The sequence below is a fragment of the Neorhizobium sp. PAMB6716 genome, assembly GCF_058242805.1.
This window is the reverse complement of sequence record NZ_CM177835.1, coordinates 2,249,078-2,275,696: the sequence shown is the minus strand read 5'-3', so window position 1 is coordinate 2,275,696 and position 26,619 is coordinate 2,249,078. Positions and strand designations below refer to the sequence as shown.

31 protein-coding genes are annotated in these 26,619 nt (G+C 60.8%); 23 read left to right on the top strand and 8 right to left on the bottom strand.

The window, feature by feature from the left end:
* Positions 1-91 precede the first annotated feature (91 nt).
* From AC4CWH_RS11165 to AC4CWH_RS11120, 10 genes are all read left to right on the top strand, one after another.
* A complete protein-coding gene (locus AC4CWH_RS11165; RefSeq protein WP_491318784.1) occupies positions 92-2,479 on the top strand; it encodes a putative monovalent cation/H+ antiporter subunit A in 2,388 nt (795 codons plus the stop codon).
* Positions 2,476-2,895 (top strand): Na+/H+ antiporter subunit B, encoded by a 420-nt coding sequence (locus AC4CWH_RS11160; RefSeq protein WP_491318783.1) that lies wholly within the window; start codon positions 2,476-2,478, stop codon positions 2,893-2,895. Before AC4CWH_RS11165 ends, AC4CWH_RS11160 begins: the two co-directional genes overlap by 4 nt.
* On the top strand, positions 2,895-3,272 hold the full coding sequence (locus AC4CWH_RS11155; protein WP_491282093.1) for a Na+/H+ antiporter subunit C: 378 nt from the start codon (positions 2,895-2,897) through the stop codon (positions 3,270-3,272). Before AC4CWH_RS11160 ends, AC4CWH_RS11155 begins: the two co-directional genes overlap by 1 nt.
* A 17-nt stretch (positions 3,273-3,289) precedes the next feature.
* A complete protein-coding gene (locus AC4CWH_RS11150; protein ID WP_491318782.1) occupies positions 3,290-4,855 on the top strand; it encodes a Na+/H+ antiporter subunit D in 1,566 nt (521 codons plus the stop codon).
* On the top strand, positions 4,852-5,325 hold the full coding sequence (locus AC4CWH_RS11145) for a Na+/H+ antiporter subunit E (RefSeq protein WP_491282091.1): 474 nt from the start codon (positions 4,852-4,854) through the stop codon (positions 5,323-5,325). Before AC4CWH_RS11150 ends, AC4CWH_RS11145 begins: the two co-directional genes overlap by 4 nt.
* The gene (locus AC4CWH_RS11140; protein WP_491318781.1) at positions 5,325-5,702 is read left to right on the top strand and encodes a cation:proton antiporter; all 378 of its coding nucleotides are present in this window, start codon (positions 5,325-5,327) and stop codon (positions 5,700-5,702) included. The genes AC4CWH_RS11145 and AC4CWH_RS11140 overlap by 1 nt, the downstream gene beginning before the upstream one ends.
* Positions 5,699-6,034, top strand: coding sequence for a monovalent cation/H(+) antiporter subunit G (gene mnhG / locus AC4CWH_RS11135; protein ID WP_491282089.1), 336 nt, complete (start codon positions 5,699-5,701; stop codon positions 6,032-6,034). Before AC4CWH_RS11140 ends, mnhG begins: the two co-directional genes overlap by 4 nt.
* A 417-nt stretch (positions 6,035-6,451) precedes the next feature.
* Complete coding sequence (locus AC4CWH_RS11130; protein ID WP_491282088.1) at positions 6,452-6,880, top strand: Ros/MucR family transcriptional regulator; 429 nt, start codon at positions 6,452-6,454, stop codon at positions 6,878-6,880.
* 656 nt (positions 6,881-7,536) lie between these two features.
* Positions 7,537-8,064 carry a helix-turn-helix domain-containing protein gene (locus tag AC4CWH_RS11125; RefSeq protein ID WP_491318780.1) on the top strand — a complete coding sequence of 176 codons (528 nt, stop codon included), beginning with the start codon at positions 7,537-7,539 and terminating at the stop codon, positions 8,062-8,064.
* Positions 8,057-8,959 carry a DUF6456 domain-containing protein gene (locus tag AC4CWH_RS11120; RefSeq protein ID WP_491318779.1) on the top strand — a complete coding sequence of 301 codons (903 nt, stop codon included), beginning with the start codon at positions 8,057-8,059 and terminating at the stop codon, positions 8,957-8,959. Before AC4CWH_RS11125 ends, AC4CWH_RS11120 begins: the two co-directional genes overlap by 8 nt.
* Before the next feature lie 4 nt (positions 8,960-8,963).
* Here AC4CWH_RS11120 and AC4CWH_RS11115 read toward each other — a convergent pair whose 3' ends face one another.
* Together AC4CWH_RS11115 and AC4CWH_RS11110 are read right to left on the bottom strand one after the other, a co-directional pair.
* On the bottom strand, positions 8,964-9,398 hold the full coding sequence (locus AC4CWH_RS11115) for a SufE family protein (RefSeq protein WP_491318778.1): 435 nt from the start codon (positions 9,396-9,398) through the stop codon (positions 8,964-8,966).
* 178 nt (positions 9,399-9,576) lie between these two features.
* A complete protein-coding gene (locus tag AC4CWH_RS11110) occupies positions 9,577-10,002 on the bottom strand; it encodes a DUF5330 domain-containing protein (RefSeq protein ID WP_491282084.1) in 426 nt (141 codons plus the stop codon).
* A gap of 447 nt (positions 10,003-10,449) precedes the next feature.
* Here AC4CWH_RS11110 and AC4CWH_RS11105 point away from each other — a divergent pair, with 447 nt between their 5' ends.
* Both AC4CWH_RS11105 and AC4CWH_RS11100 read left to right on the top strand, forming a co-directional pair.
* Positions 10,450-12,033, top strand: a complete 1,584-nt coding sequence (locus AC4CWH_RS11105) for a sensor histidine kinase (RefSeq protein ID WP_491318777.1) — start codon at positions 10,450-10,452, stop codon at positions 12,031-12,033.
* Positions 12,005-12,916 carry a peptidoglycan-binding domain-containing protein gene (locus AC4CWH_RS11100; protein ID WP_491318776.1) on the top strand — a complete coding sequence of 304 codons (912 nt, stop codon included), beginning with the start codon at positions 12,005-12,007 and terminating at the stop codon, positions 12,914-12,916. The genes AC4CWH_RS11105 and AC4CWH_RS11100 overlap by 29 nt, the downstream gene beginning before the upstream one ends.
* A gap of 28 nt (positions 12,917-12,944) precedes the next feature.
* Here AC4CWH_RS11100 and AC4CWH_RS11095 read toward each other — a convergent pair whose 3' ends face one another.
* On the bottom strand, positions 12,945-13,178 hold the full coding sequence (locus AC4CWH_RS11095; protein WP_491282081.1) for a hypothetical protein: 234 nt from the start codon (positions 13,176-13,178) through the stop codon (positions 12,945-12,947).
* A gap of 148 nt (positions 13,179-13,326) precedes the next feature.
* On the opposite strand from AC4CWH_RS11095, the gene AC4CWH_RS11090 reads away from it, so the two are divergent.
* Complete coding sequence (locus AC4CWH_RS11090; protein ID WP_491318775.1) at positions 13,327-13,665, top strand: DUF1491 family protein; 339 nt, start codon at positions 13,327-13,329, stop codon at positions 13,663-13,665.
* On the opposite strand, the gene AC4CWH_RS11085 is transcribed toward AC4CWH_RS11090, so the two are convergent.
* Positions 13,666-14,700, bottom strand: coding sequence for a DUF2336 domain-containing protein (locus tag AC4CWH_RS11085; protein ID WP_491321414.1), 1,035 nt, complete (start codon positions 14,698-14,700; stop codon positions 13,666-13,668).
* On the opposite strand from AC4CWH_RS11085, the gene AC4CWH_RS11080 reads away from it, so the two are divergent.
* Positions 14,633-14,854, top strand: coding sequence for a hypothetical protein (locus tag AC4CWH_RS11080; protein ID WP_491321479.1), 222 nt, complete (start codon positions 14,633-14,635; stop codon positions 14,852-14,854). The genes AC4CWH_RS11085 and AC4CWH_RS11080 overlap by 68 nt on opposite strands.
* Before the next feature lie 570 nt (positions 14,855-15,424).
* The gene (locus AC4CWH_RS11075) at positions 15,425-15,622 is read left to right on the top strand and encodes a hypothetical protein (RefSeq protein ID WP_491282078.1); all 198 of its coding nucleotides are present in this window, start codon (positions 15,425-15,427) and stop codon (positions 15,620-15,622) included.
* 15 nt (positions 15,623-15,637) lie between these two features.
* Here the strand turns inward: AC4CWH_RS11075 and AC4CWH_RS11070 are convergent, their stop codons facing one another.
* Together AC4CWH_RS11070 and AC4CWH_RS11065 are read right to left on the bottom strand one after the other, a co-directional pair.
* The gene (locus AC4CWH_RS11070; protein WP_491318774.1) at positions 15,638-16,186 is read right to left on the bottom strand and encodes a DUF1254 domain-containing protein; all 549 of its coding nucleotides are present in this window, start codon (positions 16,184-16,186) and stop codon (positions 15,638-15,640) included.
* Complete coding sequence (locus AC4CWH_RS11065) at positions 16,179-16,766, bottom strand: DUF1214 domain-containing protein (RefSeq protein ID WP_491318773.1); 588 nt, start codon at positions 16,764-16,766, stop codon at positions 16,179-16,181. The genes AC4CWH_RS11070 and AC4CWH_RS11065 overlap by 8 nt, the downstream gene beginning before the upstream one ends.
* Positions 16,767-16,882: 116 nt before the next feature.
* Here AC4CWH_RS11065 and AC4CWH_RS11060 point away from each other — a divergent pair, with 116 nt between their 5' ends.
* Both AC4CWH_RS11060 and AC4CWH_RS11055 read left to right on the top strand, forming a co-directional pair.
* Positions 16,883-17,167, top strand: coding sequence for a type II toxin-antitoxin system RelE/ParE family toxin (locus AC4CWH_RS11060; protein WP_491321413.1), 285 nt, complete (start codon positions 16,883-16,885; stop codon positions 17,165-17,167).
* The gene (locus tag AC4CWH_RS11055) at positions 17,139-17,459 is read left to right on the top strand and encodes a HigA family addiction module antitoxin (protein ID WP_491318772.1); all 321 of its coding nucleotides are present in this window, start codon (positions 17,139-17,141) and stop codon (positions 17,457-17,459) included. The genes AC4CWH_RS11060 and AC4CWH_RS11055 overlap by 29 nt, the downstream gene beginning before the upstream one ends.
* Before the next feature lie 14 nt (positions 17,460-17,473).
* Here AC4CWH_RS11055 and AC4CWH_RS11050 read toward each other — a convergent pair whose 3' ends face one another.
* Both AC4CWH_RS11050 and AC4CWH_RS11045 read right to left on the bottom strand, forming a co-directional pair.
* Positions 17,474-17,659, bottom strand: coding sequence for a hypothetical protein (locus tag AC4CWH_RS11050; protein WP_491318771.1), 186 nt, complete (start codon positions 17,657-17,659; stop codon positions 17,474-17,476).
* 32 nt (positions 17,660-17,691) lie between these two features.
* A complete protein-coding gene (locus AC4CWH_RS11045; protein ID WP_491318770.1) occupies positions 17,692-19,890 on the bottom strand; it encodes a transglycosylase domain-containing protein in 2,199 nt (732 codons plus the stop codon).
* Between the two features lie 182 nt (positions 19,891-20,072).
* Here AC4CWH_RS11045 and AC4CWH_RS11040 point away from each other — a divergent pair, with 182 nt between their 5' ends.
* The 6 genes from AC4CWH_RS11040 (at position 20,073) to AC4CWH_RS11015 (ending at position 26,405) form a co-directional block, all read left to right on the top strand.
* Positions 20,073-20,543: a YcgN family cysteine cluster protein gene (locus tag AC4CWH_RS11040; RefSeq protein ID WP_491282073.1), complete on the top strand. Its 471-nt coding sequence runs from the start codon at positions 20,073-20,075 to the stop codon at positions 20,541-20,543.
* A 122-nt stretch (positions 20,544-20,665) separates the two neighbouring features.
* On the top strand, positions 20,666-20,851 hold the full coding sequence (locus AC4CWH_RS11035) for a hypothetical protein (RefSeq protein WP_491282072.1): 186 nt from the start codon (positions 20,666-20,668) through the stop codon (positions 20,849-20,851).
* On the top strand, positions 20,852-21,277 hold the full coding sequence (locus tag AC4CWH_RS11030) for a type II toxin-antitoxin system VapC family toxin (protein ID WP_491318769.1): 426 nt from the start codon (positions 20,852-20,854) through the stop codon (positions 21,275-21,277).
* A gap of 84 nt (positions 21,278-21,361) precedes the next feature.
* Positions 21,362-24,796, top strand: coding sequence for a class I SAM-dependent DNA methyltransferase (locus AC4CWH_RS11025; protein WP_491318768.1), 3,435 nt, complete (start codon positions 21,362-21,364; stop codon positions 24,794-24,796).
* Positions 24,797-24,956: 160 nt separating this feature from the next.
* Positions 24,957-25,850 carry an NAD-dependent epimerase/dehydratase family protein gene (locus AC4CWH_RS11020; RefSeq protein WP_491318767.1) on the top strand — a complete coding sequence of 298 codons (894 nt, stop codon included), beginning with the start codon at positions 24,957-24,959 and terminating at the stop codon, positions 25,848-25,850.
* A 402-nt stretch (positions 25,851-26,252) separates the two neighbouring features.
* Complete coding sequence (locus AC4CWH_RS11015) at positions 26,253-26,405, top strand: hypothetical protein (protein ID WP_491282068.1); 153 nt, start codon at positions 26,253-26,255, stop codon at positions 26,403-26,405.
* Positions 26,406-26,619 lie beyond the last annotated feature (214 nt).

Below are 26,619 nucleotides of genomic sequence, written 5' to 3'. Positions count from 1 at the left end.
CCATGCCTTAAGTAGGGCTCTCTTGTCTCGGCCTGGGTGCGGAGATGTATAACGGGTGCGAAGGCGCCGACAGGAGGATGATATCGCCGCAATGACCTTGGTATGTCTGTTCCTGCCATTCATAGCGGCTGTTGCTGCACCTCCTCTGACGCGCGCTCTTGGCGCAAATGCCGCCTGGCTACTGGCGCTGGCGCCGGCTTTATCTTTTTTCTACTTTGCCGGCTATCTGCCGGAAATTGCGGCCGGTGAGGTGGTCACGGGCGGTTATGCCTGGGTGCCCAGCCTCAACCTGTCATTTTCCTGGTTTCTCGACGGGCTGTCGCTGACCTTTGCCCTTCTCATCACCGGCATCGGCACGCTGATCGTGCTTTATTCCGGCGGTTACATGAAGGGCCATCCGCAGCAGGGGCGCTTTTTCGCCTTCATTCTTCTCTTCATGGGCGCCATGCTCGGCGTCGTCGTTTCCGACAGTTTCCTGATGCTTTTTGTCTATTGGGAACTGACCTCGATCACCTCCTTCCTGCTGATCGGTTTCGATCACACGCGCGAAGCTGCGCGCCGCTCGGCGTTGCAGGCGCTGGTGGTGACTGGCGGCGGCGGGCTCTGCCTGCTTGCCGGTCTCATCTTCATCTGGAACATCACCGGCGTGACCCAGCTCTCGCTCGTCATCCACCAGGGCGAGCTGATGCGCCAGAGCCCGTTTTATCTGGCAGCGCTGCTGCTGGTGCTCGGCGGCTGTTTTACCAAGTCTGCACAGTTTCCCTTCCATTTCTGGCTGCCGAACGCCATGGAAGCGCCAACGCCCGTCTCGGCCTATCTGCATTCCGCCACCATGGTGAAGGCCGGCGTTTATCTCTTGATGCGGCTCAACCCGACGCTCGGCGGCACGCCCGCCTGGGAAATCCTGCTGCCCTTTTTCGGCGGCGTCACCCTCATCGTTGGCACTTTTCTCGGGATGCGCCAGACAGATCTGAAGCTGATGCTCGCCTATACGACCATGGCATCGCTCGGGCTTCTGGTGATGCTGACCGGCTTTGATTCCGAACACGCGATTGCCGCGGCCGTCCTCTATCTGGTGGCGCATTCGCTGTTTAAAGGCGCGTTGTTCATGGTCGCGGGCCTCATCGACCACGAGGCCGGTACGCGTGACGTGACCAAGCTTTCGGGCCTTGCGAAAGCCATGCCGATCACCTTTGCGGCAGCCCTTCTGGCAGCCTTGTCGATGGGCGGTCTGCCGCTGTTCTTCGGATTTCTGGCCAAGGAAGAGATCTATTATGCGCTGGCCGGTGGCGATCTGCGCTCGATCCTGTTCACCACGGTTGCCGTTATCGGTAACGGGTTGATGTTTGCGCTGGCCTTTGCCGTGGCGCTGAAACCGTTTCTCGGCAAAAAGGTGGAAACACCGAAACATGCACATGAAGGCCCGGTTCTGCTGTGGCTTGGCCCGCTGGTGCTGGCCGTTCTCGGCCTTGTCAGTGGCGTGTTTTCAACCATTGCGCATCGCTTCATTTCCTCGCCGATGGCGAGCGCCGTGGAGGGCGTGGCAACTGACGTGACGATCTCCACCATTCCGCATTGGGGGGCGCCCCTTGCCCTGTCGCTGGTCACGGTCGCCTTCGGACTTCTCGTTTATCTGCAGCTTGCCCGCATCCGTGCCCTGATGGTGCGCTTCATCGATGCGCTGGGGCCGGGGCCGGATCGTGGTTTCGACGCTGCGATTGCCGGTCTCGTCAAGTTTTCGGTTGCCGTCTCGCGTTTCGTTCAGCCCGGACGGCTGGAGGTTTATGTCACCGCGACCTTCATTCTTCTGGCGCTGACGCTTCTTGTGCCGCCCTTCGTTTACGGCGAACTGCCGGCGCTGCCGTCCTTCCCCGCCGGGGTGATGGTGCAGGAATGGGCGTTCTTCGTGATTGCGCTGATCGGCCTTGTCGCCGTGCTGCGCGCCAGCAACCGTCTGACGGCCATCGTCTCGCTCGGCATTCAGGGTTTTGCCGTGGCCGTCATCTTCCTTCTGTTTGGCGCGCCGGACCTGTCGTTCACGCAGTTCATGGTGGAAACGCTGTCTGTGGTCATTCTGGCGCTTGCCATGACGCGGCTGCGGGTACTGCCGACCGACCACCGGCCGGTCCGCCAGATGCTGGGCGACGCGGTGATCGCCATTTCCTGCGGTGTCGGCTTCATGCTGCTCCTGATGAAATCCGTCGAGGGCGTTTTTGACACGCGGTTGACAGACTTCTTCAACGCCTATTCCAAGGTGATCGCCCACGGCGCCAATGTGGTGAATGTCATCATCGTCGATTTCCGCGGCACAGATACGTTGGGCGAAATCGCCGTGGTGATGGTGACCGGCCTTGCGATCCTTGCCCTCATCCGTGTCCGCGTCGGGGCGATAAAACCCGCCGATAACGATCCGGATGCTCCCGATCCGACACCCAAGCCGGCCGGCACCGTTGCGATGAACGAAGGAGCGCGCCCATGAACACGCTGATCTTTCGCACCGTCGCCCCCTTCCTCACCGCGCTGATGCTGGTCTTTTCGGTCTTCGTGCTCTTGCGCGGCCATAACGAACCGGGCGGCGGCTTTATCGGCGGGCTGATTGCAGCCTCCGCCTTTGCCATTTACGGCATTGCCTATGGCGTGGCCGCCGTGCGCCGCGCCATCTGGTTCCATCCGATGTCGGTTGCCGGTTTCGGCCTTCTTCTCTCGACGCTGTCCGGTTTCCTGTCGATCTTTGCCGGCGTGCCGTTCATGACCGGTCTCTGGATTTATCCGCATCTCTTCGGCGTCGAAATCGCGCTGTCGAGCGTCATGTCCTTCGATATCGGGGTTTATCTCGTTGTGGTCGGGGCCATCACCTCCATTGCGCTGGCACTGGAAGAAAAGGAGAGCGACTGATGGAGTTTCTTGCCGCAATCCTCGTCGGTGCGTTCTTTTCGGCAGCAATCTATCTGATGTTGTCAAAACATTCGGTGCGCATGCTGCTCGGCATCGCCATTCTCGGCAATGCCGTCAACCTCTTGCTGTTTACCGGCGGACGGCTGACGCGCGAAGTGCCGCCGATCATCGGGGCAGGCATGGATACACTGCCGGCCGGTGCCGCCAATCCGCTGCCGCAGGCGCTCATCCTCACGGCCATCGTCATCTCGTTTTCGTTCTTCGCCTTCCTGCTGGTGCTGACCTACCGCGCCTATCAGGAACTCGGCACCGACAATACCGACGAGATGCGGCTGGCAGAGCCGAAGGATGATCCCATGCCGCCTATCGGCTACTGAGGAGGTTTTCAGACGCTATGGCCTCCACTACTTCGACGCCTGTCGATCTTTCCCTCGCCTTTGTCATGACACCGCCTGCGATCGGTGACTGGCTGGTCATTCTGCCGCCGGCCCTCATGATCGGGCTTGGCGCCGTGCTGATGATGATGCGCCATTCGGTGCGTCTGCATGGTTTTGTCGCCGTACCGGGTCTGGCACTTCTGGTGCTGCTCGATGCCCTTCTGTTGTGGAAGGTGTCGGTGGAAGGGCCTGTCACCATGGTGATGGGACGCTGGCTGCCGCCCTTCGGCATTGCCTTCACCGTCGATGTCTTCGGTGCGCTGATGGCACTGGTGTCTGCCGTCGCCGCCCTTGCCGCAGGCATCGCCGCCCTCTCCGATATCAGCGCGACGGGCCGCCGTTACGGTTTCTTCCCCTTCCTGATGCTGCTGATGGCCGGCGTCTCCGGCGCCTTCCTGACGGGGGACCTGTTTAACCTCTATGTCTGGTTCGAGGTGCTGCTGATCTCCTCCTTCGGCCTGCTCATCTTAGGGTCTGAGCGGGAGCAGATCGATGGCGCGCTGAAATATGCCATCCTGAACCTTCTCGGCACCACCTTCTTCCTGATTGCCGTCGGTTATACCTATGCCATCTTCGGCACGCTCAACATGGCAGACCTGACGCTGCGGGCGAGGGACATTTCCGGCGCGCCGCTGATGACGCTGGGTGGCCTGTTCATTCTGGCCTTTGCCATGAAGGCTGCCGCCTTTCCGGTTAATTTCTGGCTGCCGGCCTCCTATCACACGCCGCGCATCACGGTGTCTGCGCTGTTCGGCGGGCTTTTGACCAAGGTCGGCATCTACGCGCTGATGCGGGTGATGATCATGCTGTTTCCGGTGCAGGCGGAAGAGTGGAGCCTCGTCGTCGGCATGGTGGCGCTTCTGACCATGGTGCTGGCAAGCCTTGGCATGCTGGCGCAAAACGACCTGCGCCGTCTCGCCGGTTATGCCGTTATCCTCGGCATCGGCAATATGCTGGCCGGCATTGCGACGGGAACCGTTGCCGGTCTTGCCGGCGCCGTGCTTTACGCACTGCATTCGATCCTGGCGATGACGGCGCTTTATCTGGTTGTCGGGCGTGCCGCCGCGCTATCAGGGCATTTCACGCTGCAGTCGATCGGCGGGATTTACAAGCGGGCGCCGGCATTTGCCTTTGTCTCTCTCGCGCTCCTGCTGGCGGTTGCCGGCCTGCCGCCGTTTTCCGGGCTCTGGCCAAAGATCATGCTTGTGAAGGCCTCGATCGATATCGGCGCCTGGTGGCTTGCGGCGGGCATTCTCGTCTCCGGATTTATCTCCACCATCGCGCTTGGCCGCGTTTTCCTCTTGGCCTATTGGCGCCCAGTGCCGGGTGGGGATGTCCATGATGGGGCAGCGGAGCCGACCGGCTGGACATCGTTCGGCCCAATCCTTGGCCTGACCGCCATCGTCACGCTGTTCGGGCTCTTTCCGGAATGGCCGCTGGTGCTGTCGCAGGCAGCCGCCATCCGGCTGATGGAACCGGCTGCCTATATCGGCTCGGTCTTTCAGGGAGGTGTTGCGCCATGACGGCTTTTTCCATGAATGTGCTGTTTGCCGTCGTCTGGGTGGCGGTGAGCGGCAGCGCCACCTTCCTCAACTTCCTCTTCGGTTTCGTGATTTCCGCCTTTGCCATCGGGCTCATCCGCGAGCAGGCGCATGGCGTCAGTTACCTCGGGCGCATCCGTCGTATCCTGTCGCTGCTGATGCTGTTCTTCAAGGAACTGGCGCTTTCGGCGTGGAAGGTTGCGGTCCTCGTCACGCGGCCGAAGCTTGACGCCAAGCCCGGCATTTTTGCCTTTCCGCTGACGGTGGACCGCGATTTCGAGATCGCGCTTCTCGCCAACATGATCACGCTGACGCCGGGCACGCTTTCCATCGATGTCTCCGAGGATCGTCGTTTCCTCTATGTCCATGCCATCGACTGTTCCGACATCGAGGGCACCAAGCGCGATATCCGCGAAGGTTTTGAGGCCAAGATCATGGAGGCGTTCCGCTGATGACCGAACAGGCTCTGCTTGCCGTGGCGATCTGGATCGCCAATGCGCTGCTCGCGATCTCCTTCCTGCTGACGGTGGCGCGCGTGGTGCGCGGCCCGACGCTTGCCGACCGGGTGGTGGCGCTCGACATGCTGGTTGGCATCGCCATCGGTTTTATCGCGCTCATCGCCATCAAGACCGGCTTTGTTCTTTACATCGATGTCGCCATTGCGCTTGGGCTGGTCGGTTTCCTTGCTACGGTCGCATTTGCGCGGTTTATCCTCTCGCGCCGCACGGCCGACGAGGAGGGCGAGGCGGATAATCGGTTGATGGATGTCGATTCGGCGGAGTTTGATGTCACTGGGCGTACCAAAACGACACAGGAAGGTCGCGGATGAGCTGGTTGTTTACGCTTCTGACAGTCATTCTGATTATTACTGGCAGTTTATTCGCGCTGATTGCGTCTGTGGGCCTGCTGCGGCTGCCCGACGTATTCTCCCGTATGCATGCGGCCTCCAAGGCCGGCACCGTCGGATCCGGCCTGCTGTTGATTGCGGTTGGCATTCATTCCGGGGATATATCCATATTTGTCAGGGCCTTGGCGGGTGGGGTGTTCTTCATTCTCACGGCCCCCATTTCCGCGCATCTGCTGGCGCGGGCGGCGCACAAGGTGGGATACGTGCTGCATCACTCAACCGTCGTGGACGAGATGAGAAACGGTCCCCCTTGAATATCAGAGGTCCTGACACATCTACTTCGCCGCCTTGAGGGCTGTCCGATAATCAATCAGTAAGTGTGGAAATAGCTCGCGCATCTCCACAATAGAACAAATACTTAAAGATTGTATTTGGACTTTGCGCCAAACAATGTTAATCGCATTTCAGTAGAGCACGAATATCGATGGAATTCGTTGTGTCTCTCGTGGCGAAAACGGCATCGTGCGTGATGTCGGGAAGCAACCGGGAGGCCTTCGGGTGGTTGATGTTGCCGAAAACGTGGGAAAGTCCGCCGTATCTGTGGGGATCTAGGGGTGGATCCTTCTTCGTTCGCGAAGTGCGGATCACGGATCAGGGCTTTCCGGCGTTGCTTTACGGAGTTTGTGTGTCAAGGTGATACATGCTCCAGTGAATCGAACAGGAGATATGAAATGACAGAAACACTCGCAGTTAAGGGGTCGGATCTTCTCGTTGAACTGACCGCCGATATCGTTGCCGCCTATGTCAGCAACCACGTTGTTCCCGTCGGCGATCTCGCCGGCCTGATTTCCGACGTTCATGGCGCACTGAACAACACCGCATCGCCGGTTCAGGTTCCCGCCGCCGTCGAAAAGCCGAAGCCGCCCGTGCCGATCCGCAAGTCGATCGAAGACGATTACCTGATCTGCCTGGAAGACGGCCAGAAGTTCAAGTCGCTTAAGCGCCACCTAATGACCCATTACAACATGACGCCCGAGGAATATCGCGAGAAGTGGGGCCTGCCGTCCGACTATCCGATGGTTGCTCCGGCCTATGCGGAAGCCCGTTCGCGGCTTGCCAAGGAAATGGGCCTCGGCCAGCGCCGCAAGCGCGCCAAATAACTGCGCGCCAAATAACTGCGCCCCAAGTAACTTCGTCCCAGGTCACTGCGGGCAAAGTCACTGCAGGCCAGGGTTTTCAGGTCAAGTCCCTGCAGGACATGTGCTTGCGGGACAAGTCACGCGAGACGGCGTGACGGAAGATGAGGGCGTGCCAAGGCCGCCACATCTGAACCGGCCTGGATCTTGGCGCCACATCAAGGTCACCGGTGCTGAACATGCGCGGTGATTGAAAACCATGCAACGTGCGAAGTTTTTCGCACGTTTCGCACGTCTTCGGCCCATCTGCCTCTCAGGCGCATGATGGGTGCGAAGCCAGCGGCCAGACTTTTCGACGGTCGTGCGTGCGGCACTCCTTCCCGCGTCCCACGCTTCCAGCCACGATATGTCTGCCGGCACCACACGCCTGAACAATATCCAACCGGCGTTCGCGGCCTCATCCCCTACCTCCTATCCAGCCCCGCCTTCAGCGCATCTCGCCTCCCGGGATATCTTTGCGCGTGATTGTTTCATTAGGGATGAGGAAAATAATCCCAGAATTTTTGCGCGTAACATCAAAAAACACACCAAAAACAAGTGGAAGTGTCCGTGTTGGGCTTTCGCTCATCCCCCATCTTCGCATAGGGTGTATGAATTAATTCCTATCAGAGGAGTTGTTCATGTCTTTTGAAACCAAAAGCGGGCCTTCCCCCGCAATCATCCCAGCCGGGCCCGGCCGTTATCCGGCCTCTTCGCCCAACGATACGGATGCCGCCCCGTCGGCCGCTGTGCATCAGCCGGACGGCCATTGCGGCGATCCGGCAGCTGCCGCCGACAGCCCGGCACCGCATCCGGTATCGCAACTCGCATCGCCTTCCGGCATGTCGCCGGTTCAGGCCTGCGGCATCGTGCGCCATCTCGTCGACGAGTTGCTGATGCTGATCGGCGACCGCGTGCAGATGCGCCGCGACCGTCGCCGGGCGCTCTGCCACATCCGCCAGATCGCCATGTATGTCTGCCACGTCTCGCTTGGCATAGCCCAGAGCGATATTGGCGAGGCTTTCGGGCGGGACCGCACCACCGTCGGTCATGCCTGCGGCGTGGTGGAGGAGAGGCGCGAAAACGCCGGTTTCGACGATTTCGTCTCGACCGTCGAGCGGATCGCCAACACCGTGTTTGGCCGCAGCGAGGTGCCGCGGCATGACTAAGGTGATTGCACGAACCACCGGGCAGATCCTGCCGGCAACCCGCCCGCTGCTGCGCCTGTTGCGCCAGCTTTCGCGCGGGTCCTGCGCCATCGAACCGGGCGAGACGCCGGCGCAGATTTTCCTCTGCGGCAACGGCGTCCGCCATGGCCATTCCCTTGACATCATTGAGGCGGCCGCCACCGCCGGTCTTGTGCAAAAGAAGGGGGAAAAACTTCTTGCGCGCCCGGAAACGCTGTCCTTCCTGCGCCGGCATCTGGGCGATGCCACGTCGGAAGACGTCGACGGGGTGGCAAAAACGACGGCGGGAAAATCGGCCGCGCGCGACAAGGGGATCGGCGGTCCTGCCGACGGCATGGATTTTGCCGGTCAGCATCGCGCCATCGTGTCCGATACGGTCGAGTTTGAGGGGGGCCGCGAAAGGGTGCGGCGCAACCTTCTGGAATCGCCCCTTTCGGGCCTTGCGCGCCTGAAGGATCGCGAGGGCCGGCCGTTTCTTCCCCAAGAGGCCATCGAGGCGGGGGAGCGGCTGGCAGGCGATTTCGAGCGCGGCCATCTGCAACCGAAGATCACCGCCAGTTGGGAGCCGCGTTTGTTTCAACGTGGCAGAGGCGAGGCAGGCGGCAAGGTGGACCTCACCGAAAGCGCCATGGCGGCAAGAGCCCGGGTCACCAGGGCCATCGAGGCCATGGGGCCGGAACTCTCCGGCGTGGCGCTTGACATCTGCTGCTTTGAAAAAGGCCTGGAACTGGTGGAACGCGAGCGCGGCTGGCCGGTGCGCTCGGCAAAACTGATGCTGCGCACCGCGCTTCTCACTCTTGCCCGCCATTATGCGCCGCCGTCCGCGCCCCGCTTCAACCACAGCTGGGGTGCCGAAGGGTTTCGCCCGCAGATGTAAAACCTCAGGCGGGCGCCGAAAGGCGGGCCTCGTCGCGGATGCGCTTCACCATGGAGCGCAGGCCGTTTGCCCGCTGGGAGGAGAGGTTTTCGACAAGCCCGATGCGGTTGAACGTGTCGATCACATCATAAGTGGCAATCTCGGAGGCCTTTTTACCGGAATAGGCCGCGAGCACGATGGCAACGAGCCCCCGCACGATATGCGCATCCGAATCCCCCTCGAAGGTCAGCACCGGGTCTTCCCCATCACCGTGATGGGAGACGAGCCAGACCTGGCTTGCGCAGCCGTTGACCTTGTTCTCCGCCGTCTTTTTTTCGTCGGCGAGTTCAGGCAGCGCCTTGCCCAGCTCGATCACGTAACGGTAGCGGTCTTCCCATTCCTCGAGATAGGCGAAATCATCGATGATCTGGTCGATGCCGGGGGTGGAAGGGCTCGTCATGAAGGGCTCCAGCTTTGTCCTGCACGTCATGCATCAAGGCCGCATGACGTGGGTGTCACGTCGTGGCCCGGTGTTTGCCGCAGCATCGGCCCCCGGGCCTTCTCCTCCATATAGGGGCGAGACGGCCGGACGAAAACGAAAAACGGAGATTGGACGCAAAGATTGACAGGAATGGCTGTCAGTGCAGCGGGCGGCTCAGCGGCACCGGCACGGAACCAGTTGCCAGTCCATCGTCAGTGGCAAAATTCTGGTTGCTCACCAGTTTGTCCGGCATCGGCTGACGCGGGGAGGTCTTGCTGTTCACCACAGGCGCTTCAGGCTCATTGCCTGAAAACTGGCTGTCGAGGAACCGAAAGGCCACAAGCGCGCCTTCCTTGGCGCGGTAACCGAGCGCGGTAAACGTTTCCGAGCCCTTTTCGCAGACATCGGGTTTTTCGACGCAGATGGCGCTGATGTAATGATAGGCGTCGGTGACAGCGGAAAACGTGTCGGAGAGGGGAACCGGCTTTTGATCGGGCGCGGCGATATGCGGGTTCGTGCTGAAATAGGACAGCACCACCAGACCCATCGCAAAAAACACGCTACCCTTGATCAGGAACCACATCTGCCTTTACCCGCCCGCTTCACATGCCCACCGGTCTTGTCCGGGGCCATGCCATGAAGCTTAGGAACTCTGGAAAAACACGCCGTTACGCCACTCGCTAAAGTTTAATCGACATTTGAACTGCATTTTAAATATCGCGCTCGGGAAAGCCTTCAAGCGGCATTTCAATCAAACTTTACCCGATCACGTTCATCATATTTATGGCAGTTGTGCCAAAATACAAAGAGAATCTTGCGCGCGGTTGCGTCAAAACCTAACAGGCTCGATAAAATTGAAAAAGTTCCGATGCTTACGCCCTGTTAACCATATTTGGAACTGCATCGTACCGAAACACCGAAAGCCCCGCTTTGAACGCCTTGAGGGCCGTTCGGGCTCTCGTTTTTAGAGTTTCCTTAAGTCGCTGACGCCTATGTTCGGGCCTGACAGAGTTCGCGGTAAGGTATAGGCGTGCGCGTATTCAATTCCATTGGCGGCAGAGCGGTCCATGTGCTGGATCATCTGGCCCTCGGCTGGCTCGGCCCGTTCGGCGATCGTGATCAGCCACGCGGCGCCGACATTGCGACCTTGCGCCTGATGACGGCGACAGGGCTTGCCTGCCTGGTGGCTGTGCCGGCAGCGCTTGCACTTCTGGTTGGTCCCGCCCTTGCCCTGCCGCTCGGGGTCGCCTTTGTCGGCGCTGGCATGCTCGCCGTTTCCGCTGCCGCCATGACAGTCTCGCGGCTTTCCCGTGCCGAGACACAGGACACAGAAAGCGGGCGCGACGGGCTGGCCGCCGATCTCGTCTTTGAAGCCTGCCCCGGTGTGCTTCTCTCTTGTGATACACAAGGCACGATCCTGCGCACCGGCGGCCGCGACCGTCATCTTCTGCCGTCCGCTATGCGGGAACGTCCGGGTCTGACGCTTGCCGAGCTCGTGCATGTCTCCGATCGTATTGCCGTCTTGCAGGCGCTGGACAGCCTGCGCCAGGGGGCGCCATCCGCCATTGCCGATGTGCGCATCGAGCAGGGGCTCTGCCCGCTCGGCGGCCGGCAGTTTCTGGCCGTGCGGCTTGATCTTTCGTCGCTCACCGGCGGTGACGGCGCCCTGCAGCAGGTTCTGGTGCAGTTGACCGACATCTCCTGGGAACAGTGCCTGCGCGACGAGGTGGAAGCCTGCGCCGTTGAGGTGCAATCGGCAAACGAGGCAAAATCGCGGTTTCTGGCGGCCGTCAGCCATGAGATGCGCACGCCGCTCAACGCCATTCTGGGCTTTTCCGATGTGCTGGCCGGTGAATATTTCGGCCGGCTGGAAAACGATCGCCAGCGCGAATATGTGGCGCTGATCCGCCAGTCGGGTGCGCATCTGCTCTCCGTCGTCAACACCATGCTGGACATGAGCCGCATCGAGGCCGGCCGTTATTGCCTGCTGACCGAGCCATTTCGCATTGCAGACGCGGTGGAAAGCTGCCGGGCGATGCTGGACCTGCAGGCCCGCAACAAGGGCGTCACGCTTGCCACCCGCATCCCGCGGGGCCTTGGTGATGTCGTGGCGGACCGGCGTGCCGTGCAGCAGATCCTCATCAATCTCGCCGGCAATGCGATCAAGTTTACCAAGGCCGGCGGCGCGGTCACCATCGATGCGCTGGTGGAAGAGGGCATGCTGAAACTGGTCGTCAGCGATACCGGCATCGGCATTGCCAGCGACAAGGTGGCGCTGCTTGGCCAGCCCTTCATGCAGGTGGAGGACAATCTTGCCCGCGCTTACGAAGGCACCGGCCTTGGCCTGTCGCTGGTCAAGGGTCTCGTCTCTCTCCACGGTGGACAGATGCGGATCGAAAGTCGCCTTGGCGAGGGAACTGTGGTAACGGTCAGCTTTCCAGTGGATGGAAAACCGGTCGATGAACGGCCGCTCGATGGTGCGGATGCGCCAGATGGCGTGGCACGCATTGCCGAGCCGCTGGAATTTCCGCCACGCCTGCGCCAACCGGCAGACGGCAGCGTAACGGGTAGACAGGGATTTGCGCATGACCGCGCGAAAGCGAAAGCCGGCTGAACGCAGACGGGCGCCGATGAAGCGCCCGGCTCTTGCCCTGCGGGTCCTCTCCGGGGCGGCAGGGCTTGTGGCGCGGTATCCGCGCACGCTCGGCGGCAGCGTCGCGCTGTTCGTGGTGTTTTCCTTCGTTGCCGCCAATGCGCTCTGGTATCAGCCGCGCAACCATCCGCACCCTTTCCTTGCCACGCGCGACCCGCAGGATCCGAACGCGATTGCCGGATACCAGCCGCAACGGCGAGCAGCCCCCGAAGACGTCACGACATTCCGCATCGAACGCGCGCCCGACGTGGCACCGGAGCAGACCGCAGACCTTGACGCCGCGCCGCAACCGGCTTCTTCCGTTGAACCATCGCAAACCAGCGTCGCGGATGTGATCGGCGATGACACGCCGGCGGCTGCCCCAATTGTCGTGCCTTTGCCGCGCCCGAGCGTGACGGTAAACCCTGCCGCCGGCGCTGTCGATCCTGTGGCAGCCGCCATCCGGGCCGCCGAACTTCGGCCAGAGCCTGCTGCCCGCCCGTCGTCGCCGGCCGCTCAGCCCAATAGCCAGCAAGCCATTAACTCGCAGGCCAATCGCCTGCAGGCCAGCCGCGCGCAGCCTTCGCCACCGGCCGATATTCCAGCCGCCGCGCGTGCCAGCAAGGCGCGTCAGGCAGCAGACATGAAGGCAACGCCGGTGTCGCTTGGCTCGGAGGCGCAGCTGGTGTTGCAGATCCAGCAGGGGCTTTCCAACATCGCCTATACGGACGTATCGATCGATGGTGTTGCAGGCGAGCAGACGCGCGCTGCCATCCGCCATTTCCAGAAACATTACCGTCTGCCGGTCGATGGCGAACCGTCCGAGGCGGTGCTTTCCAAGCTGAAATCCATCGGCGCGCTGTAGGCCAAGGCGCCGGCGAAACCCCAAAAACCTATTTCGGGTGTTCCTGGGCAAAGACCAGCATCGTCCAGACAACGGGGCCGAGCACCGTGTGCTGGTGATGGCCGTTGGGCAGCGGCTGGCCTTTTCCCACGGCAATTTCATCGCCGCAGTTCTTGCAGCGATAGATGCCGGCATTCGGCGGCACCTGTCCCGGTTGCCATTCCTTGTCGAAGGCCGGGACGTTGGTCTCGACCAGATGCTGACTGTATTTGTATTTCGCCATGTCACCTCCTGTTGCGGGATGCAGAGCCTGTGGCTTTGCCTGCCATAGAGGCTGAAGCTTGCCCGAGGCGCGAGGCGTTTGTTTTCACGCCGCTGTCGGCCGTGACGCCTGGTTTCCTTCGCGGCCAAAACCCTCTACATCTCCCCCCATGCGTTTAAGGTCCGATATTTTTGTTGCAGCGCTCACCCGGCGCGTATTTTCGCAAGGCGGTTTTGCCGCCGTCGAACAGCGCGGCGCTGATCAGGCCGGCGCCATTTTCGTGCGCCTGAGATATCGCGACGGCCGCGAGGATCTTTACGGCCCGGCACCGCAGATGATGATCGAGGAGGATGGCGAGCGCCGGTTCGAAAAGCGCCTCAGCCTTGCCGAGCGTGACGACGTGGAGGCGGCGATCGTGGGCGAGCGCCGTTTTGACAGCGATCTCTGGCTGGTGGAAATCGAAACCGATGCGCTTGGCGATCTCCTGACGGTGATCGAAACCGGCTGATCAGCGCGCCGCGCGCAGGCGAAGCGGCAGCGGTTCAACTGCCGTGGTGCGGATGACCTTGCCCGTTTCTGCCGCGCTACGGCCGTTTTCATTCTCATGCTCGGTTGCCGGATCCGCATGGGTATGGCGATCGGCGCGGCGCCAGGCTTCCAGGCGCCGGCCGCAGTCGTCTTCCTGCAGAGACTGCCAGAGGATGAGGCTGCGGCGCGTGTCGCCGATCGGTTCCTGCAAAGGATTGTAGAACCGTTCGAGCACGGCGACTGCTTCGTCCTGGCGCATGCCGATGCCCTTCAGCGTGGTCGCCAGCTGGTGGCCGGAAATATCCAGCATGATGCGTTCGGCAAGCCAGCGGCTGGCAGAGAGCGTATCGGCAAGCGTTGTGGCAAAGCCATCGGCCTCGCGGGCGCGGGCAAAACGCACCAGCAGCGCTTCCTGAACGTCGGTCAGCGTGCGAAGCCCCAGGCGGTCGCCGGGGGCGCGATGCAGGTGGGCGGCCATGCGCTTGATCTGCTGGCGAAGAGTTTCCTCGCGCTGATGGCGCGCCTCGGCCTCGTCCTGTTCGGCAGCGACTTGGGCGGCCGTCGGGGCAGACAGACTGTCGTCTTCTTCGGCCGGATGGCGGGCGTGACGCATTCCAACCAGCGCATCGATGACCATCGGCGACAGGTTTTCGCGCCGCACGATGGCGCGGGCATGTTCGGCGCCTTGCGTGCGGGCAATGGCAATCAGCGTTTCATCATCGAGGCAGGCGGAGCAGGCAAGGAAGGGGGCTGCAATGGAAATCGGCTGGCTGGCGATAAAAAAGGCGACTGCGGAGGGTACGTGACGGGAGCGGGAAAGGGCGGCAACTGCCTGGCGCCTTGCCTCGTCGCTGGAGGCCTGGAAAAGCGGCAGGAACAGTTCGGCAAATTGGCGCAGCTCTGACCGTGTGGGATGCTCGAGTTCCTCGAAACTCGTGACGGTCGCCATGAGCACCACATCCTTTCTGCGCATGGCCTGCGGCCTTTCAAGTTCACGATACCGATCCACGGTCATATCCACCGACGCAATACAAAAGATACAGACTTCAAGGTTCGGCGTGGCAGGGCTCCGCCACGAAGATGTTCATGCGGGCATGCTGGACAAGGAGGCGGTGGGCGCGGTTGAAACGCTGCGCTGCACGGCGTCGTTTACGGTCTGGCATGGTTAAAAACACGCTACCGGAACGAGGTTAATGTCTGGTGAAGGAGTGTGGCAGCATTCGACTTATCCCCAGCCGCTGTTTCAAAGCGCGGCAGGTTTTGGCAACGGGATACCGCGGTTTGAGCGCTGGCCAGCGGACTGGCGCAAAGACGGCAGGGCGCGCCTTCTGGCGCCCGCGCAGACCGGCCTGCCGGGAGGGTTTTCGGTCGCTTTACAAGTTTTGAGGATGCGAAACAGGTTTATTAGAATTAGTGACTTGTTAACGACCCTATGGCTCAATCCGCAACAGACAGCATGGCGCGAATCGCTGCCTGTCCCCACCGGTTTTCCGGTGCGGGCAGGGCCGTTGAAGCAAAGGGAAAACCCGGTTTGAACCCGGTATCAATCTCTTTGATCCCTCGGTGAAACCAGTTGCCGTTTCATGTGTTGTCTGTGTCGCTGGAGCCCATGGCGAAAAAGCCTGGGCGCTGACGAGAAAGGCGCACAATGCCTCGTTTCGAGGATGCGCCGGCCCCCCATGGGGCAGGGTGAAATCGGTCCGTCCTTCATCCGTCTCGAACCCTTTGAGGAGACGAGCATGGCAGACATCGTTCAAATGAAGACATGGCGGGATGCCCATCCGCATCGCGGGTTGTTGTCACGTCCGCAGCAGGAGAAGGCTTCCTCCGCGCCGGGTGCGGCTCTGCTGATGTTTACCGGCGTGCGTTACGAGCGGCCGGCGGAACTGACGCATCGCGGCATGGACGAGACGGCAATGCGCCTCGACAGCCATTGAGGCTTGGTGAAGGCGTCAGCGCAGTTCGAGCGTTGAGCAATCAGCGCCGGCGAGGAACTTTGTTGTCATCGGCTTGTAGCTTGCCTGCGGCGCCATGGCGCGCAGAACCGCATAACCCTGCACCGCGCGGGTTTCGACAATGATCGATTGCGCAAGCGGCGAAGGCTGCGCCTTGCGCAGGGCCGTTGCCTGAACAGGCGTTGCCAGCAGCACATCGAGCCCGTTGCCCACAGAGGTTCGGTCATTGATGCTGAAGATTTCATTCGAGGCGCTGTCGAACGTCGCAAGCGACCAGAAGGGCAGGGCGCCCGCAGCTGTCAGCCGCACCGGATTTTCCGAGAGATCGAAGGCACAGACGGCTGTGTCTAGAAACGGATCGGTCTTTTGCAGGCCGGCTGCATCCACCCGCGCCGCCAGCACATGAAACCGATGCGGCGGTCCTTCCCCGAGCACCCGGCTATAGGCATCGCGCTCGCTGAACGAGGGCAGCGACAGGATGATGACGAGGTGCAGCAGGCCCGCCCCGACAAGACCGACGAGGAGCGCGAGTATCACTTTAAGCATTGCCGCACCCGATCCGGTCGATGCGCGGCATTGCAAGGTCGATCAGCCCGGAACTGCCAGCCGTCGGTGTATCGAGCAGCGTCAATGTCAGGCGAAAGGGTTCGCCCGGCGGCACGGCAAGCCAGTTGCCGGGTGCCGCCTGCGGCGCAATGGTGATGACAAAGGCGCCATTGCCATCGCGCAGCACGGTGCGGGAATTCAGCGCCATCGGCAGGTCCTGGCCCATGGCCGGCGCCTCGCCATTGGCGCGGCTGGCAAACAGCGTCCAGAGGCGCGCCACCGGCGTTTGCCCGGAAATCAGATAGGTGCAGCGCCCGGAAAGCCGCTCGCCCTTCTGATCCACCGTTGCGGTAAAACTCAAGCCCTCGGCACTGCCATAAAGCAGCCGTCCGCCATTGGCGCGGTGGGCTTTGGCATAAGGATCGGCATCGGCGGTCTGCGCCTGCGGAAACGCCTCCCAGGCGCCAAGCCGGATCGCCCCGAAACCGGTGGTGGCATCCAGCGCCACAAGCGTCGACCAGATCCCGCCACCAAAGGCGACGGTCAAGGCGATGAGCACGAGAAACGGAAGACGAAACAAGCGGGCCAGAACCTTTTGCAAATCAGCTCAGACGGATAACATTGTTTGAAGGGCTGGAAAATGGCGAAGGGCAAGGTTTGCCATTGATAACGCGATGCGATATTATCGCTGTCAAGATGATAATGAGCTTTGCCGACCCGCAAGCAGAACGGATCTGGAACGGTCTGCGCAGTCGCAAGCTGCCTGCCGATATACAGCCCATTGCGCTTCGCAAGCTGCGTATGCTGAACCAGGCGAGGGTGCTGACGGACCTGAGGGTGCCGCCCGGAAACCGGCTCGAAGCGCTCAAGGGTAATCGCGCAGGGCAATGGTCAATTCGCATCAACGAGCAATGGCGTGTTTGCTTTCAATGGACTTTCGGAGGCGCCTCAAATGTCGAAATCGTCGATTATCATGACTGATGCGGAACTTCTGCCCAACCCGCATCCAGGGGCAATCCTGCTCGAAGAGTTTTTAAAGCCGATGGGGATCAGCCAGTACAGGCTTGCCCGGGATATCGACGTTCCGCCACGCCGGATCAACGAGATCGTGCTGGGAAAGCGTGCGGTGACGGCCGATACGGATCTGAGGCTGGCGCGTCTGTTCGGCGTATCCGAAGGCTTTTTTCTCGGCCTGCAGATCGATCACGACCTGATGAACCGCCGCCGCGAACTTGGCCCGCAACTGGAACGCATCCAGCCTTACGCCGCGTGATCCGAGCAAAGCGCTCAAGGCTTGGTTGTTTTGTGCCGCCTTGCCTCCACCTCCTGGAAAAAGGCCTCCGGCAGCACCTCGCGGGCCGGTAGCATGGCCGCAAGTTCCGGATCGGTCAGTTCGGGGAAATCGACACTCTCCCATTCTCTCCGGCTATAGCCTTCGCCTGCACGAAATTCTTTCGGTTTGAGGTCGGTCATGCGCATCTCCTCGTGGTCATGACGTCATCCCCTCACAACCCGTCGCTCACCTTCACCACCTGCGCCTTGCCGCCTGCAAGCTTTTGCGGCGTAGGGCTGAGCGGGGTGGCGGTGGAGAAGGATTTGGCGATGCGGCGCAGAAGCCGTGTTGTTTCGGCAGACAGCGAACGGGGGCGGCTTAGGGTCGGCAGGCCGCCGGCATCGCCTTTTGCCGCCATGGCCGGACCCTTGACATGGGTGCCCGATGGCAGAGGATTTTCGATGCCGGGAATGGGTTTCAGCTCGATACCCTGATGGGCGTAATCCATCAGCTTCTTGAAGGTCATCGCCGGAAGCGAGCCGCCGGTCATATTGTTCATCGAGGTGAAATCGTCATTCCCGAACCAGACGGCGGTGGTGTAATTGCCGGTAAAGCCGATGAACCAGGCATCGCGATAACTCTGCGACGTGCCGGTCTTGCCACCCGTGACGATGCCGCCATCAAGGGCTGCGCGCTTGGCGGTGCCAATGACCGGGATCTGCGTCAGGATGCGGTTCATCGAGGATGTCGCCTGCTCGCTGACGATACGGGCCGGCGGTGGTTCGTCGCGGGCAAAATCGTAGAGCACGTCGCCTTCGTAATCCATGACCTGGGCAAGCCCGTGCCGGCGCGATTGCACGCCGCCGGCGGGCATGACCGCATAGGCCGTCGCCTGATCCATCACGGTCACTTCAGAGGTTCCGAGCGGAATGGTCTTGTCGGTGCGAAGCGGGGTTTCGACGCCCATCTTTTTTGCGGTTTCGGCAATGATTTCCGTGCCAAGTTCGTCCTTGGCAAGGCGCACCGGAACCGTGTTCAAGGATTGCGCCATGGCCGACAGAAGCGTGACGCGGCCCTTGTAGGAGCGGGCATAGTTTTGCGGAGACCAGCCGCGCCAGGTGATCGGCGCATCCGAAATCATGGTTTCCGGTGTAAAGCCCTTTTCCATGGCGGCCGTGTAGGTAAAGAGCTTGAAGGAGGAACCCGGCTGGCGTTGCGCCTTCGTTGCGCGGTTGAACTGGCTTTCGCCGTAATCGCGCCCGCCGACCATGGCGCGTACGGCGCCGCCGTTTTCAATCATGACAAGTGCGCCCTGCTTGACGCGGTAACTCTCGCCATATTCGCGAAGACCCGATTCCATCGCCTCCTCAGCGGCCTGCTGCAGGCCCATGTCGATTGTGGTGCGCACGATGACGGAATGTTTTTTCAGCTTGCCGGCATCCGCCAGTTTCTGCACTTCCTCAAAGGCCCAGTCGAGAAAATAGTCAGGCGCGGTGGCAGCGGCCCGGTCGATGACGCTTGCCGGGTTGCGCCTTGCGGCGACCACCTGTCCCTCGCTCATCAGCCCGCCCTGCACGAGATTGGTCAGGACCTCGTTGGCGCGGGCACGCGCGGCGGGCAGGTTGACGTGGGGGGCGTATTTCGCCGGCGCCTTGAAGAGGCCGGCAAGCATCGCTGCCTCCGCGAGATTCACCTGCGTTATATTTTTGCCGAAATAAAACTGGGCGGCGGCTGCCGCGCCAAACGTGCCGCCGCCCATATAGGCGCGGTCGAGATAAAGCGACAGGATTTCCTTTTTCGACAGGTTCGCTTCCAGCCAGAGCGCCAAAAACGCTTCCTTGATCTTGCGCTCCAGCGAGCGTTCATTGGTGAGGAAGAGGTTTTTGGCCAGCTGCTGGGTCAGCGTCGAGCCGCCCTGCACGACGCCGCCGGCCTTGGCGTTTTCGTTCATGGCGCGGGCAAGGCCCAAAAAGTCGATGCCGAAATGGCTGAAGAAACGGCGGTCTTCGGTGGCCAGAACCGCCTTCACCAGATGGTCCGGCAGCTGGTCGAAGGGCACGCTGTCTTCATGGATGATGCCGCGATGGCCCACCACATTGCCGTAACGATCGAGAAAGGTGACGGCAAAATCGCCGCGCGAGCGCCAGTCTTCCTTGGTTTCCTCAAACGCCGGAAGCGCCAGGGCCAGAAGCAGAACGAAACCCGCCGTGCCGAAGGTCATGGCCTCGTCGGCCACTTCCACCACGATACGCTTCCAGCCGCGCACGCGAAATTTTCGTGAAAAGATGGTAATTTCTTCCCAGATCTCGGACAGCTTGAAGCCGAGGTTCCAGACGGTGGAATCGATCCAGCTATCGGCGCGCAGCAGAAGGTGGCGCTTGGCGCGGCGCGGTCTTTTTGATTTGTCCGGGCTGTGGGGATCGTCCGGCACCGTGGATCTTCCTCGTTTGGACCTGGAGAGCTTGACGCTTGGCGAACAAACGACGAAAAGCCTCGGGACTGCTTTAGGCAGCAATGGCTGATAAATGGTTGACGCGCGGTTTATGCCGCCGGTCCATCCCACTCAAATCTGTGTTCAGCGAAATATGTTCAGCCGGTGCTAAAAAAGACAAGATGGAAAATCAGTTCTGGAAAACGAAAAGCCTGGAGGAGATGAGCCAGGCCGAATGGGAAAGCCTCTGCGACGGCTGCGGGCTCTGTTGTCTCAACAAGCTGGAGGATTGGGACACCGGTGAGGTGGCCTTCACCTCCGTTGCCTGTCGCCTCCTGGACGGCACAAGCTGTCGCTGCTCGGACTATGAAAACCGGCAGGACATCGTGCCGGAATGCATCCAGCTGACGGTGGAAGCGGTGCGCGACATCCCCTGGCTTCCCCCCACCTGCGGTTACCGCCTGATCCGCGATGGCGAAGACCTTTACTGGTGGCACCCGCTCGTTTCCGGCAGCGCCGACACCGTGCATCAGGCCGGCATTTCGGCCAAAAACCGCACGGTGAGCGAAATGGACGTGCCCGCCGAGGATTTTGAGGACTATCTCGTCGATTGGCCGCTGCATGTGGGCGAAACGGCGCAGGCGCGACGGTGAGGGGGCAAGATCCGGCAGAGGTTGAAGGGGCCGTCATCTGCGCGACCCTATAACGGATCGAAGGCAGCATATTCGCATTCTGCCGACTTGAAGAGCGCACGGTTTCGGCTCATGTTAGGGCCATGGCACAGCTGAAGATGAAACCGTCCAGCATGACAGTCCGCAATTCGCGGACCGGGCAGGTTGTGACTGTGCAAGGGGCCGGCGCCTTGAAGGACAACAAGCTCTCCATTCAGCCCGGCCTTGACCTGACCAAGCCCATTGCCAGCCAGGCTCTCGGCCAAACGGTCCGCAAGAAGCCCAAGTAGTTGGCGGGCGTCGTCCTCGATACGCACGCACTGTTGTGGTTGGTCACGCAGCCCGAAACACTTCATGAAGACGCATTGGTTGCGATTGCCGCTGCACAGGAGAGCGGGACACTGTTTGTGTCACCGATCACGGCATGGGAACTGGCCATCGCCGTCAACAAGAAGGCGAACGCACCTGATATCGAAAATGTCGCTGTGAGGGACTGGTTCAGGGCGGCCGTTGCGGCAACGTCCTGCAAACTTGTGCCCATCGGTTCAGCGGTGGCTCTTGAAGCCGCAACCATGATTGCAGTGACCGGACATAAAGATCCGGGCGATTGTTACATCATGGCAACCGCGCGATACAAAAAAGCCCCGGTCGTCAGCCGCGATGCCACCATCGGCAAGATAGCCGCAGGCGGTTACATTGATATCATTCGGTGTTGAGCCGCAAACCTCACCCCCGCCTTTTCCCCGTTGCCTCCACCTGTGCGATGCTTATGATCGCGGCGCAAGATAAAGGGGAAACGCGTGGACGTGCAGGCAAGGGTTGAGGCATTCATCAAGCGCTGGCAGGGGCAGGAGGGTGGCCAGGAAAGGGCCAATTACGCGCTTTTCCTGACGGAACTCTGCGACCTCCTCGGCCTTGCGCATCCCGATCCCGCCTCCGCCGCACATGAGGACAATGACTATGTCTTCGAGCGCGTGGTGAAGGAAAAAGCCCGCGATGGCACCGTCTCCTCCAAGCGCATCGATCTCTACAAGCGCGACTGTTTTGTGCTGGAGGCCAAGCAGAGCCGGTTGTCGGGGGACAAGAAACTCTCCGGCGCGCCGCAAATGCCCGGTCTGACGCTTTTAAACGAGACAGCCCCGCGCGGAAAACGCGCCAGCGCCAACCGCTCCTGGGACGTGCTGATGCTGAATGCCCGCGCGCAGGGCGAAAATTATGTGCGGCTTCTGCCCGCCGCCCATGAGCCGCCGCCTTTCGTGCTGGTCTGCGATGTCGGCCATGCCATCGAGGTCTATGCCAATTTCCGCCGCGACGGAAAGGCCTATGACCAGTTTCCTGACCGCCGCACCTTCCGTATCTATCTGGAAGATCTGCGCGACGATAAGGTGCGCGACCGGCTGAAGGCGATCTGGAGCGATCCGATCTCGCTTGATCCGTCACGCCATGCGGCAAAGGTGACGCGGGAAATTGCCACCCGTATTGCCCGCGTCAGCCAGGCGCTGGAAAAATCCGGCCACCCGACGGAAGAGGTGGCGATGTTCCTCATGCGCATGCTTTTCACCATGTTTGCCGAGGACGTGGACCTTCTGCCAAAGGATTGCTTCAAGGCGCTGTTGCAGGAATGTGCGCAAAAACCGGCGATCTTTCCGGGCATGATGGAAGACCTGTGGAAGGCCATGGACGAGGGCGGCTTTTCCGCCACGATCCGCGACCGGGTGAAAAAGTTCAACGGCGAATTTTTCAAGAACCGCCGCGCCCTGCCTTTGGCGAAAGAGGAACTGGGCGAACTGGCAGCGGCTGCCCGCTACGACTGGAAGGATGTCGAGCCCGCCATTTTCGGCACGTTTCTGGAACAGGCGCTCGATCCTGATGACCGGCGCAAGCTCGGCGCCCATTACACGCCGCGCGCTTATGTGGAACGCCTTGTCATCGCAACCGTCATCGATCCGTTGCGATCCGAATGGGACAATGCCCGCTCCACCGCCGACCGGCAGAAGGCGGAGGGCAAGGCCGAAGCGGCAATCAAGACCGTGCAGGCCTTTCACGACAGGCTGTGCGAAACCCGCGTGCTGGACCCGGCCTGCGGCACCGGCAATTTTCTTTATGTCTCGCTGGAGCTGATGAAGCGGCTGGAGGGCGAGGTGCTGGAGGCGCTGGTCAATCTCGGCGGGCAGGAAGGGCTGGCGCTCGAAAGCCATACGGTGGATCCGCACCAGTTTTTAGGGCTTGAAGTGAACCCGCGCGCTGCCGCCATTGCCGAGCTGGTTTTGTGGATCGGCCATCTGCAATGGCATTTTCGCAATCGCGGCGTTGCCCCCTCCGAACCGATCCTGAAGGCGTTCAAGAATATCCAGAACATGGATGCGGTGCTGAAATGGGATGGTTATCCCATGCCCAAAGTGGTCGATGGCAAGGAAACCTATCCCAACCCGCGCCGGCCGGATTGGCCGAAGGCCGATTATATCGTCGGCAACCCGCCCTTTGTCGGCGGCAAGGATATTCGGGCCCGCATGGGGGCAGGTTATGCCGAGGCGCTGTGGAAGGCGCATGGCCATATGAACGAAAGCGCCGATTTCGTCATGTACTGGTGGGACCGTTCGGCGGAAATTCTGCTGAAACCGAAGAGCAGCCTCAAACGCTTCGGTTTCGTCACCACCAATTCCATCAGCCAGGTGTTTCAGCGCCGGGTGATGGAGCCCTATCTGAATGCCAAGAAACCGCTGTCGCTCACGATGGCGATTGCCGACCATCCGTGGACGAAGGTGACGCGCGACAGCGCCGCCGTGCGCATTGCCATGACGGTGGCGGAAGCCGGCAAACATGAGGGACGGTTGCTGGAGGTTGTTTCCGAAGAGGCGGTGGAGACCGACAGTCCGGTGATCTTGTTTTCCGAAAAGACGGGCAGGATCAATGCGGATCTGACTGTTGGCGTGGATGTCACGGCTGCGATGGAGTTGAAGGCGAACGTGGGACTTGGCCACGACGGCGTCAAGCTGCACGGTAAAGGTTTTGTTCTATTGAGGGATGAAGCCAACTTCTTCGGGTTGGAAGGCCGCCCTGAGATCAAAAGCGTAATAAAGCCATATCGGAATGGGATGGACCTTGCGCAGCGATGTAAAGATAACTTTGTGATCGACGCATTCGGTCTTACAGCCGAAGATCTCAGGAACAGATTCCCCGCAATCTATCAGCACCTGCTTTCAACCGTTAAGGTTGAGCGTACTGCCCAGTACGAACGCTCACCTACAAAAGACGCTCAAGCCTATCTGGAGCAATGGTGGGTATTTGGAAAACCACGGCAAGAGTTGCGCGCAGCCTCCGCCGTACTTGAAAACGTAATTGCGACTGTAGATACCGCAAAGCACCGTGTTTTCCAGTTCATCTCGAGTGATGTGGTCTGCGTCGACAAAATTGTTATCGTCGCGTCTGACGATCCTCATACTCTAGGAATTCTCAGTTCACGCTTCCATGTTCTTTGGTCGCTTAGGACAGGTGGCTGGCTTGGCGTCGGTAACGACTCTGTCTACACAAAAACACGCACTTTCGACCCCTTCCCATTCCCCGAAACCTCCGAAGACCAGAAACAAAAAATCGGCGCCATTGCCGAAGAACTCGATGCGCATCGCAAGCGTGTGCTGGAGGCGCATGCGCACCTGACGTTGACCGGGCTTTATAATGTGCTGGAGCGGCTGAAGGCGGGCGCAAGACCTGAAGATCTGCCGACCAAGGAAAGCCGCATTTTCGAGGACGGTCTGGTGCTGATCCTGAAGGAACTGCACGAAAAACTCGATCTGGCGGTGTCGCAAGCCTATGGCTGGCCGGTCGATCTTCCGGAAGAAGAGGTGCTTTCCCGTCTTGTGGCGCTGAACCGGGAGCGGGCGAAAGAGGAAAAGCGCGGAAAGGTGCGCTGGCTGAGGCCCGAATACCAGATCCCGCGTTTCGGCTCGGCCAAGGAGAAGGAAGAGCAGATGGAGGCGGATCTGGGCGAGGCCATTCTGGCGGCGGTCTCCGGCCCCAAACCCGGTTTCCCCGCAGACGAGCGCGACCAGACGCCGGCCGTTCTGCATCAGTTGATGGCCGCCGACGGCATGCTGGATGCGGAAAACATCGCGTCCGCGTTCAAACAGGGCCGCAAATGCCTGGGCGCGGTTAATGCCGTGCTGGCCGCGCTGTTTCGCATGGGGCTTGTCTCCACCACCGATGGCAAACGTTTTGCCTTCCGCCGCGTGGCGTAAGGTGCCGGTCTACCCGGTGTTTTCGACTGGCGGGAGGTTTTGAGGCGCACGGCGCGCGCCGGCAGACCGTCAAAACCGTCATCGGCCGGCCCGCCTTCCCATTTCCGGTCTCACACCCTATGTCTTGCCCAACCAGACACATCAGGGAGGATTTTTCATCATGGGCAAGCGGGTCATTTTTACCGGCGGCAGCGGCAAGGCGGGGCGGCATGCGGTGCCTTTTCTGCGCGACAAGGGATTTGAGGTGTTCAACCTCGATCTGGCGCCGCTCGATTGCGAGGGCGTGACGACGCTCAACGTGGATCTCACCGATAGCGGGCAGGTGTTTAACGCGCTGTCCATGCATTTTGATTTTTCCGGCCTTGAAACCGGCAAGGGTCCGGCACCCGTCGATGCCGTCGTGCATTTTGCCGCCGTGCCGCGCATTCTCCTAAAACCCGACAACACCACCTTTGCCGCGAACACGCTCTCCACCTACAATGTCATCGAAGCTGCGATGAAGCTTGGCATCAAAAAGGTCATCATCGCCTCCAGCGAAACGACCTATGGCGTGTGTTTTGCCGAGGGCGACAAGGATTATCACCAGTTTCCGCTGACGGAAGAGTATGACGTCGACCCGATGGACAGTTATGGCCTGTCCAAGGTGGTGAACGAAAAGACCGCCCGCGCCTTTGCCATGCGCTACAAGGCCGATATCTATGCGCTTCGCATCGGCAATGTCATTTCGCCCGAGGATTACGCCAATTTTCCGGGTTTTCTGGCAAAGCCCGAAAGCCGCAAGCGCAATGCCTGGAGTTATATCGACGCGCGCGATCTCGGCCAGATCGTCTGGCGCGGCATCGAGACGGATGGTTTGGGTTTCCAGGTGTTCAACGCCGTCAACGACACGATCACCGCAAACGAGCCGACCCGCGCGTTTCTGGGCAAATATGCGCCGGGAACGCCGATATCAGGCACGCTGGAAGGGTATGCGGCGCCGATCAGCAACGCAAAAATCCGCGACGTGCTGGGCTTTGTCGAGGAGCATGACTGGCGCAATTATGTGAAGGGGTGAGGGGGATTTTTTGGGGGGGGCAAGCCACGGGTCTCGCCCCTCCTTCGCGCTCTCCGAAAGGGTACGGCTATCGCATTTGAAAAAACCCTCTCTGCCCTGCCGGGCTGACCGGGGTCGAGCCACAGGTCTCGCCCCGTCCTTCGGACCCCCCAAAGGGGGGAGAACCGACGTGACAACTGCCCGATTCCTGAAACAGAGGGTGCGGCCGGGTTAAGCCCTCCCCCTTGTGGGGAGGGTTTGGGAGGGGACTTGTCTCCTATGCGATAGTCCCCACCTTGCGGGGCGGGCAGGGCCGAGAGGGCGCGTCCGGCGGAAGCGGATTTCGCAAGGCCGCTTGTGGATTGGAACTCGGGCGGCAAGGCGGCAGTTGGATGGTCTGATGGTTAGAGCATTGGAGACATCATGGACACGCGAAAGAGCAATCCGCGCATCGACCGGCCCAGACAGAAATTTGCCGGCGGCAGCCTTCTTCTGATCGGCTGCTGCGTTGCCGTGGCCGTCCTCGGCATCTTCATCGGCATCATCGTCATCTATGGCGGCATGCACGCGGTTTAAGCGCTGCGCCAACCTTTTCTCGGCCGGAGGGCCGGCCCCGGTTTCCCTTCTCCTCGTGACACCGGGGAAAAGGTCGCGGCAGCGGGATGAGGGACTTTTTTGCACGCGGCATCAGCCGCTTGAGAGGAAGGGCCCTTCGCCCGGCCCTCTTCTCGCCAAGCGAAGGAGAGGGGGAGGAGGCGCTGAAAATGCCGCCCGTCAGGGGGCGCCGGGA

Bases quoted from the DNA above. Each gene is read 5' to 3' on its own strand.
- AC4CWH_RS11165 (WP_491318784.1), top strand. From the start codon at position 92: ATGACCTTGGTATGTCTGTTCCTGCCATTCATAGCGGCTGTTGCTGCA.
- AC4CWH_RS11160 (WP_491318783.1), top strand. From the start codon at position 2,476: ATGAACACGCTGATCTTTCGCACCGTCGCCCCCTTCCTCACCGCGCTG.
- AC4CWH_RS11155 (WP_491282093.1), top strand. From the start codon at position 2,895: ATGGAGTTTCTTGCCGCAATCCTCGTCGGTGCGTTCTTTTCGGCAGCA.
- AC4CWH_RS11150 (WP_491318782.1), top strand. From the start codon at position 3,290: ATGGCCTCCACTACTTCGACGCCTGTCGATCTTTCCCTCGCCTTTGTC.
- AC4CWH_RS11145 (WP_491282091.1), top strand. From the start codon at position 4,852: ATGACGGCTTTTTCCATGAATGTGCTGTTTGCCGTCGTCTGGGTGGCG.
- AC4CWH_RS11140 (WP_491318781.1), top strand. From the start codon at position 5,325: ATGACCGAACAGGCTCTGCTTGCCGTGGCGATCTGGATCGCCAATGCG.
- mnhG (WP_491282089.1), top strand. From the start codon at position 5,699: ATGAGCTGGTTGTTTACGCTTCTGACAGTCATTCTGATTATTACTGGC.
- AC4CWH_RS11130 (WP_491282088.1), top strand. From the start codon at position 6,452: ATGACAGAAACACTCGCAGTTAAGGGGTCGGATCTTCTCGTTGAACTG.
- AC4CWH_RS11125 (WP_491318780.1), top strand. From the start codon at position 7,537: ATGTCTTTTGAAACCAAAAGCGGGCCTTCCCCCGCAATCATCCCAGCC.
- AC4CWH_RS11120 (WP_491318779.1), top strand. From the start codon at position 8,057: ATGACTAAGGTGATTGCACGAACCACCGGGCAGATCCTGCCGGCAACC.
- AC4CWH_RS11115 (WP_491318778.1), bottom strand. From the start codon at position 9,398: ATGACGAGCCCTTCCACCCCCGGCATCGACCAGATCATCGATGATTTC.
- AC4CWH_RS11110 (WP_491282084.1), bottom strand. From the start codon at position 10,002: ATGTGGTTCCTGATCAAGGGTAGCGTGTTTTTTGCGATGGGTCTGGTG.
- AC4CWH_RS11100 (WP_491318776.1), top strand. From the start codon at position 12,005: ATGACCGCGCGAAAGCGAAAGCCGGCTGAACGCAGACGGGCGCCGATG.
- AC4CWH_RS11095 (WP_491282081.1), bottom strand. From the start codon at position 13,178: ATGGCGAAATACAAATACAGTCAGCATCTGGTCGAGACCAACGTCCCG.
- AC4CWH_RS11090 (WP_491318775.1), top strand. From the start codon at position 13,327: ATGCGTTTAAGGTCCGATATTTTTGTTGCAGCGCTCACCCGGCGCGTA.
- AC4CWH_RS11080 (WP_491321479.1), top strand. From the start codon at position 14,633: ATGAGCACCACATCCTTTCTGCGCATGGCCTGCGGCCTTTCAAGTTCA.
- AC4CWH_RS11085 (WP_491321414.1), bottom strand. From the start codon at position 14,700: ATGACCGTGGATCGGTATCGTGAACTTGAAAGGCCGCAGGCCATGCGC.
- AC4CWH_RS11075 (WP_491282078.1), top strand. From the start codon at position 15,425: ATGGCAGACATCGTTCAAATGAAGACATGGCGGGATGCCCATCCGCAT.
- AC4CWH_RS11070 (WP_491318774.1), bottom strand. From the start codon at position 16,186: ATGCTTAAAGTGATACTCGCGCTCCTCGTCGGTCTTGTCGGGGCGGGC.
- AC4CWH_RS11060 (WP_491321413.1), top strand. From the start codon at position 16,883: ATGATAATGAGCTTTGCCGACCCGCAAGCAGAACGGATCTGGAACGGT.
- AC4CWH_RS11055 (WP_491318772.1), top strand. From the start codon at position 17,139: ATGTCGAAATCGTCGATTATCATGACTGATGCGGAACTTCTGCCCAAC.
- AC4CWH_RS11050 (WP_491318771.1), bottom strand. From the start codon at position 17,659: ATGACCGACCTCAAACCGAAAGAATTTCGTGCAGGCGAAGGCTATAGC.
- AC4CWH_RS11040 (WP_491282073.1), top strand. From the start codon at position 20,073: ATGGAAAATCAGTTCTGGAAAACGAAAAGCCTGGAGGAGATGAGCCAG.
- AC4CWH_RS11035 (WP_491282072.1), top strand. From the start codon at position 20,666: ATGGCACAGCTGAAGATGAAACCGTCCAGCATGACAGTCCGCAATTCG.
- AC4CWH_RS11020 (WP_491318767.1), top strand. From the start codon at position 24,957: ATGGGCAAGCGGGTCATTTTTACCGGCGGCAGCGGCAAGGCGGGGCGG.
- AC4CWH_RS11015 (WP_491282068.1), top strand. From the start codon at position 26,253: ATGGACACGCGAAAGAGCAATCCGCGCATCGACCGGCCCAGACAGAAA.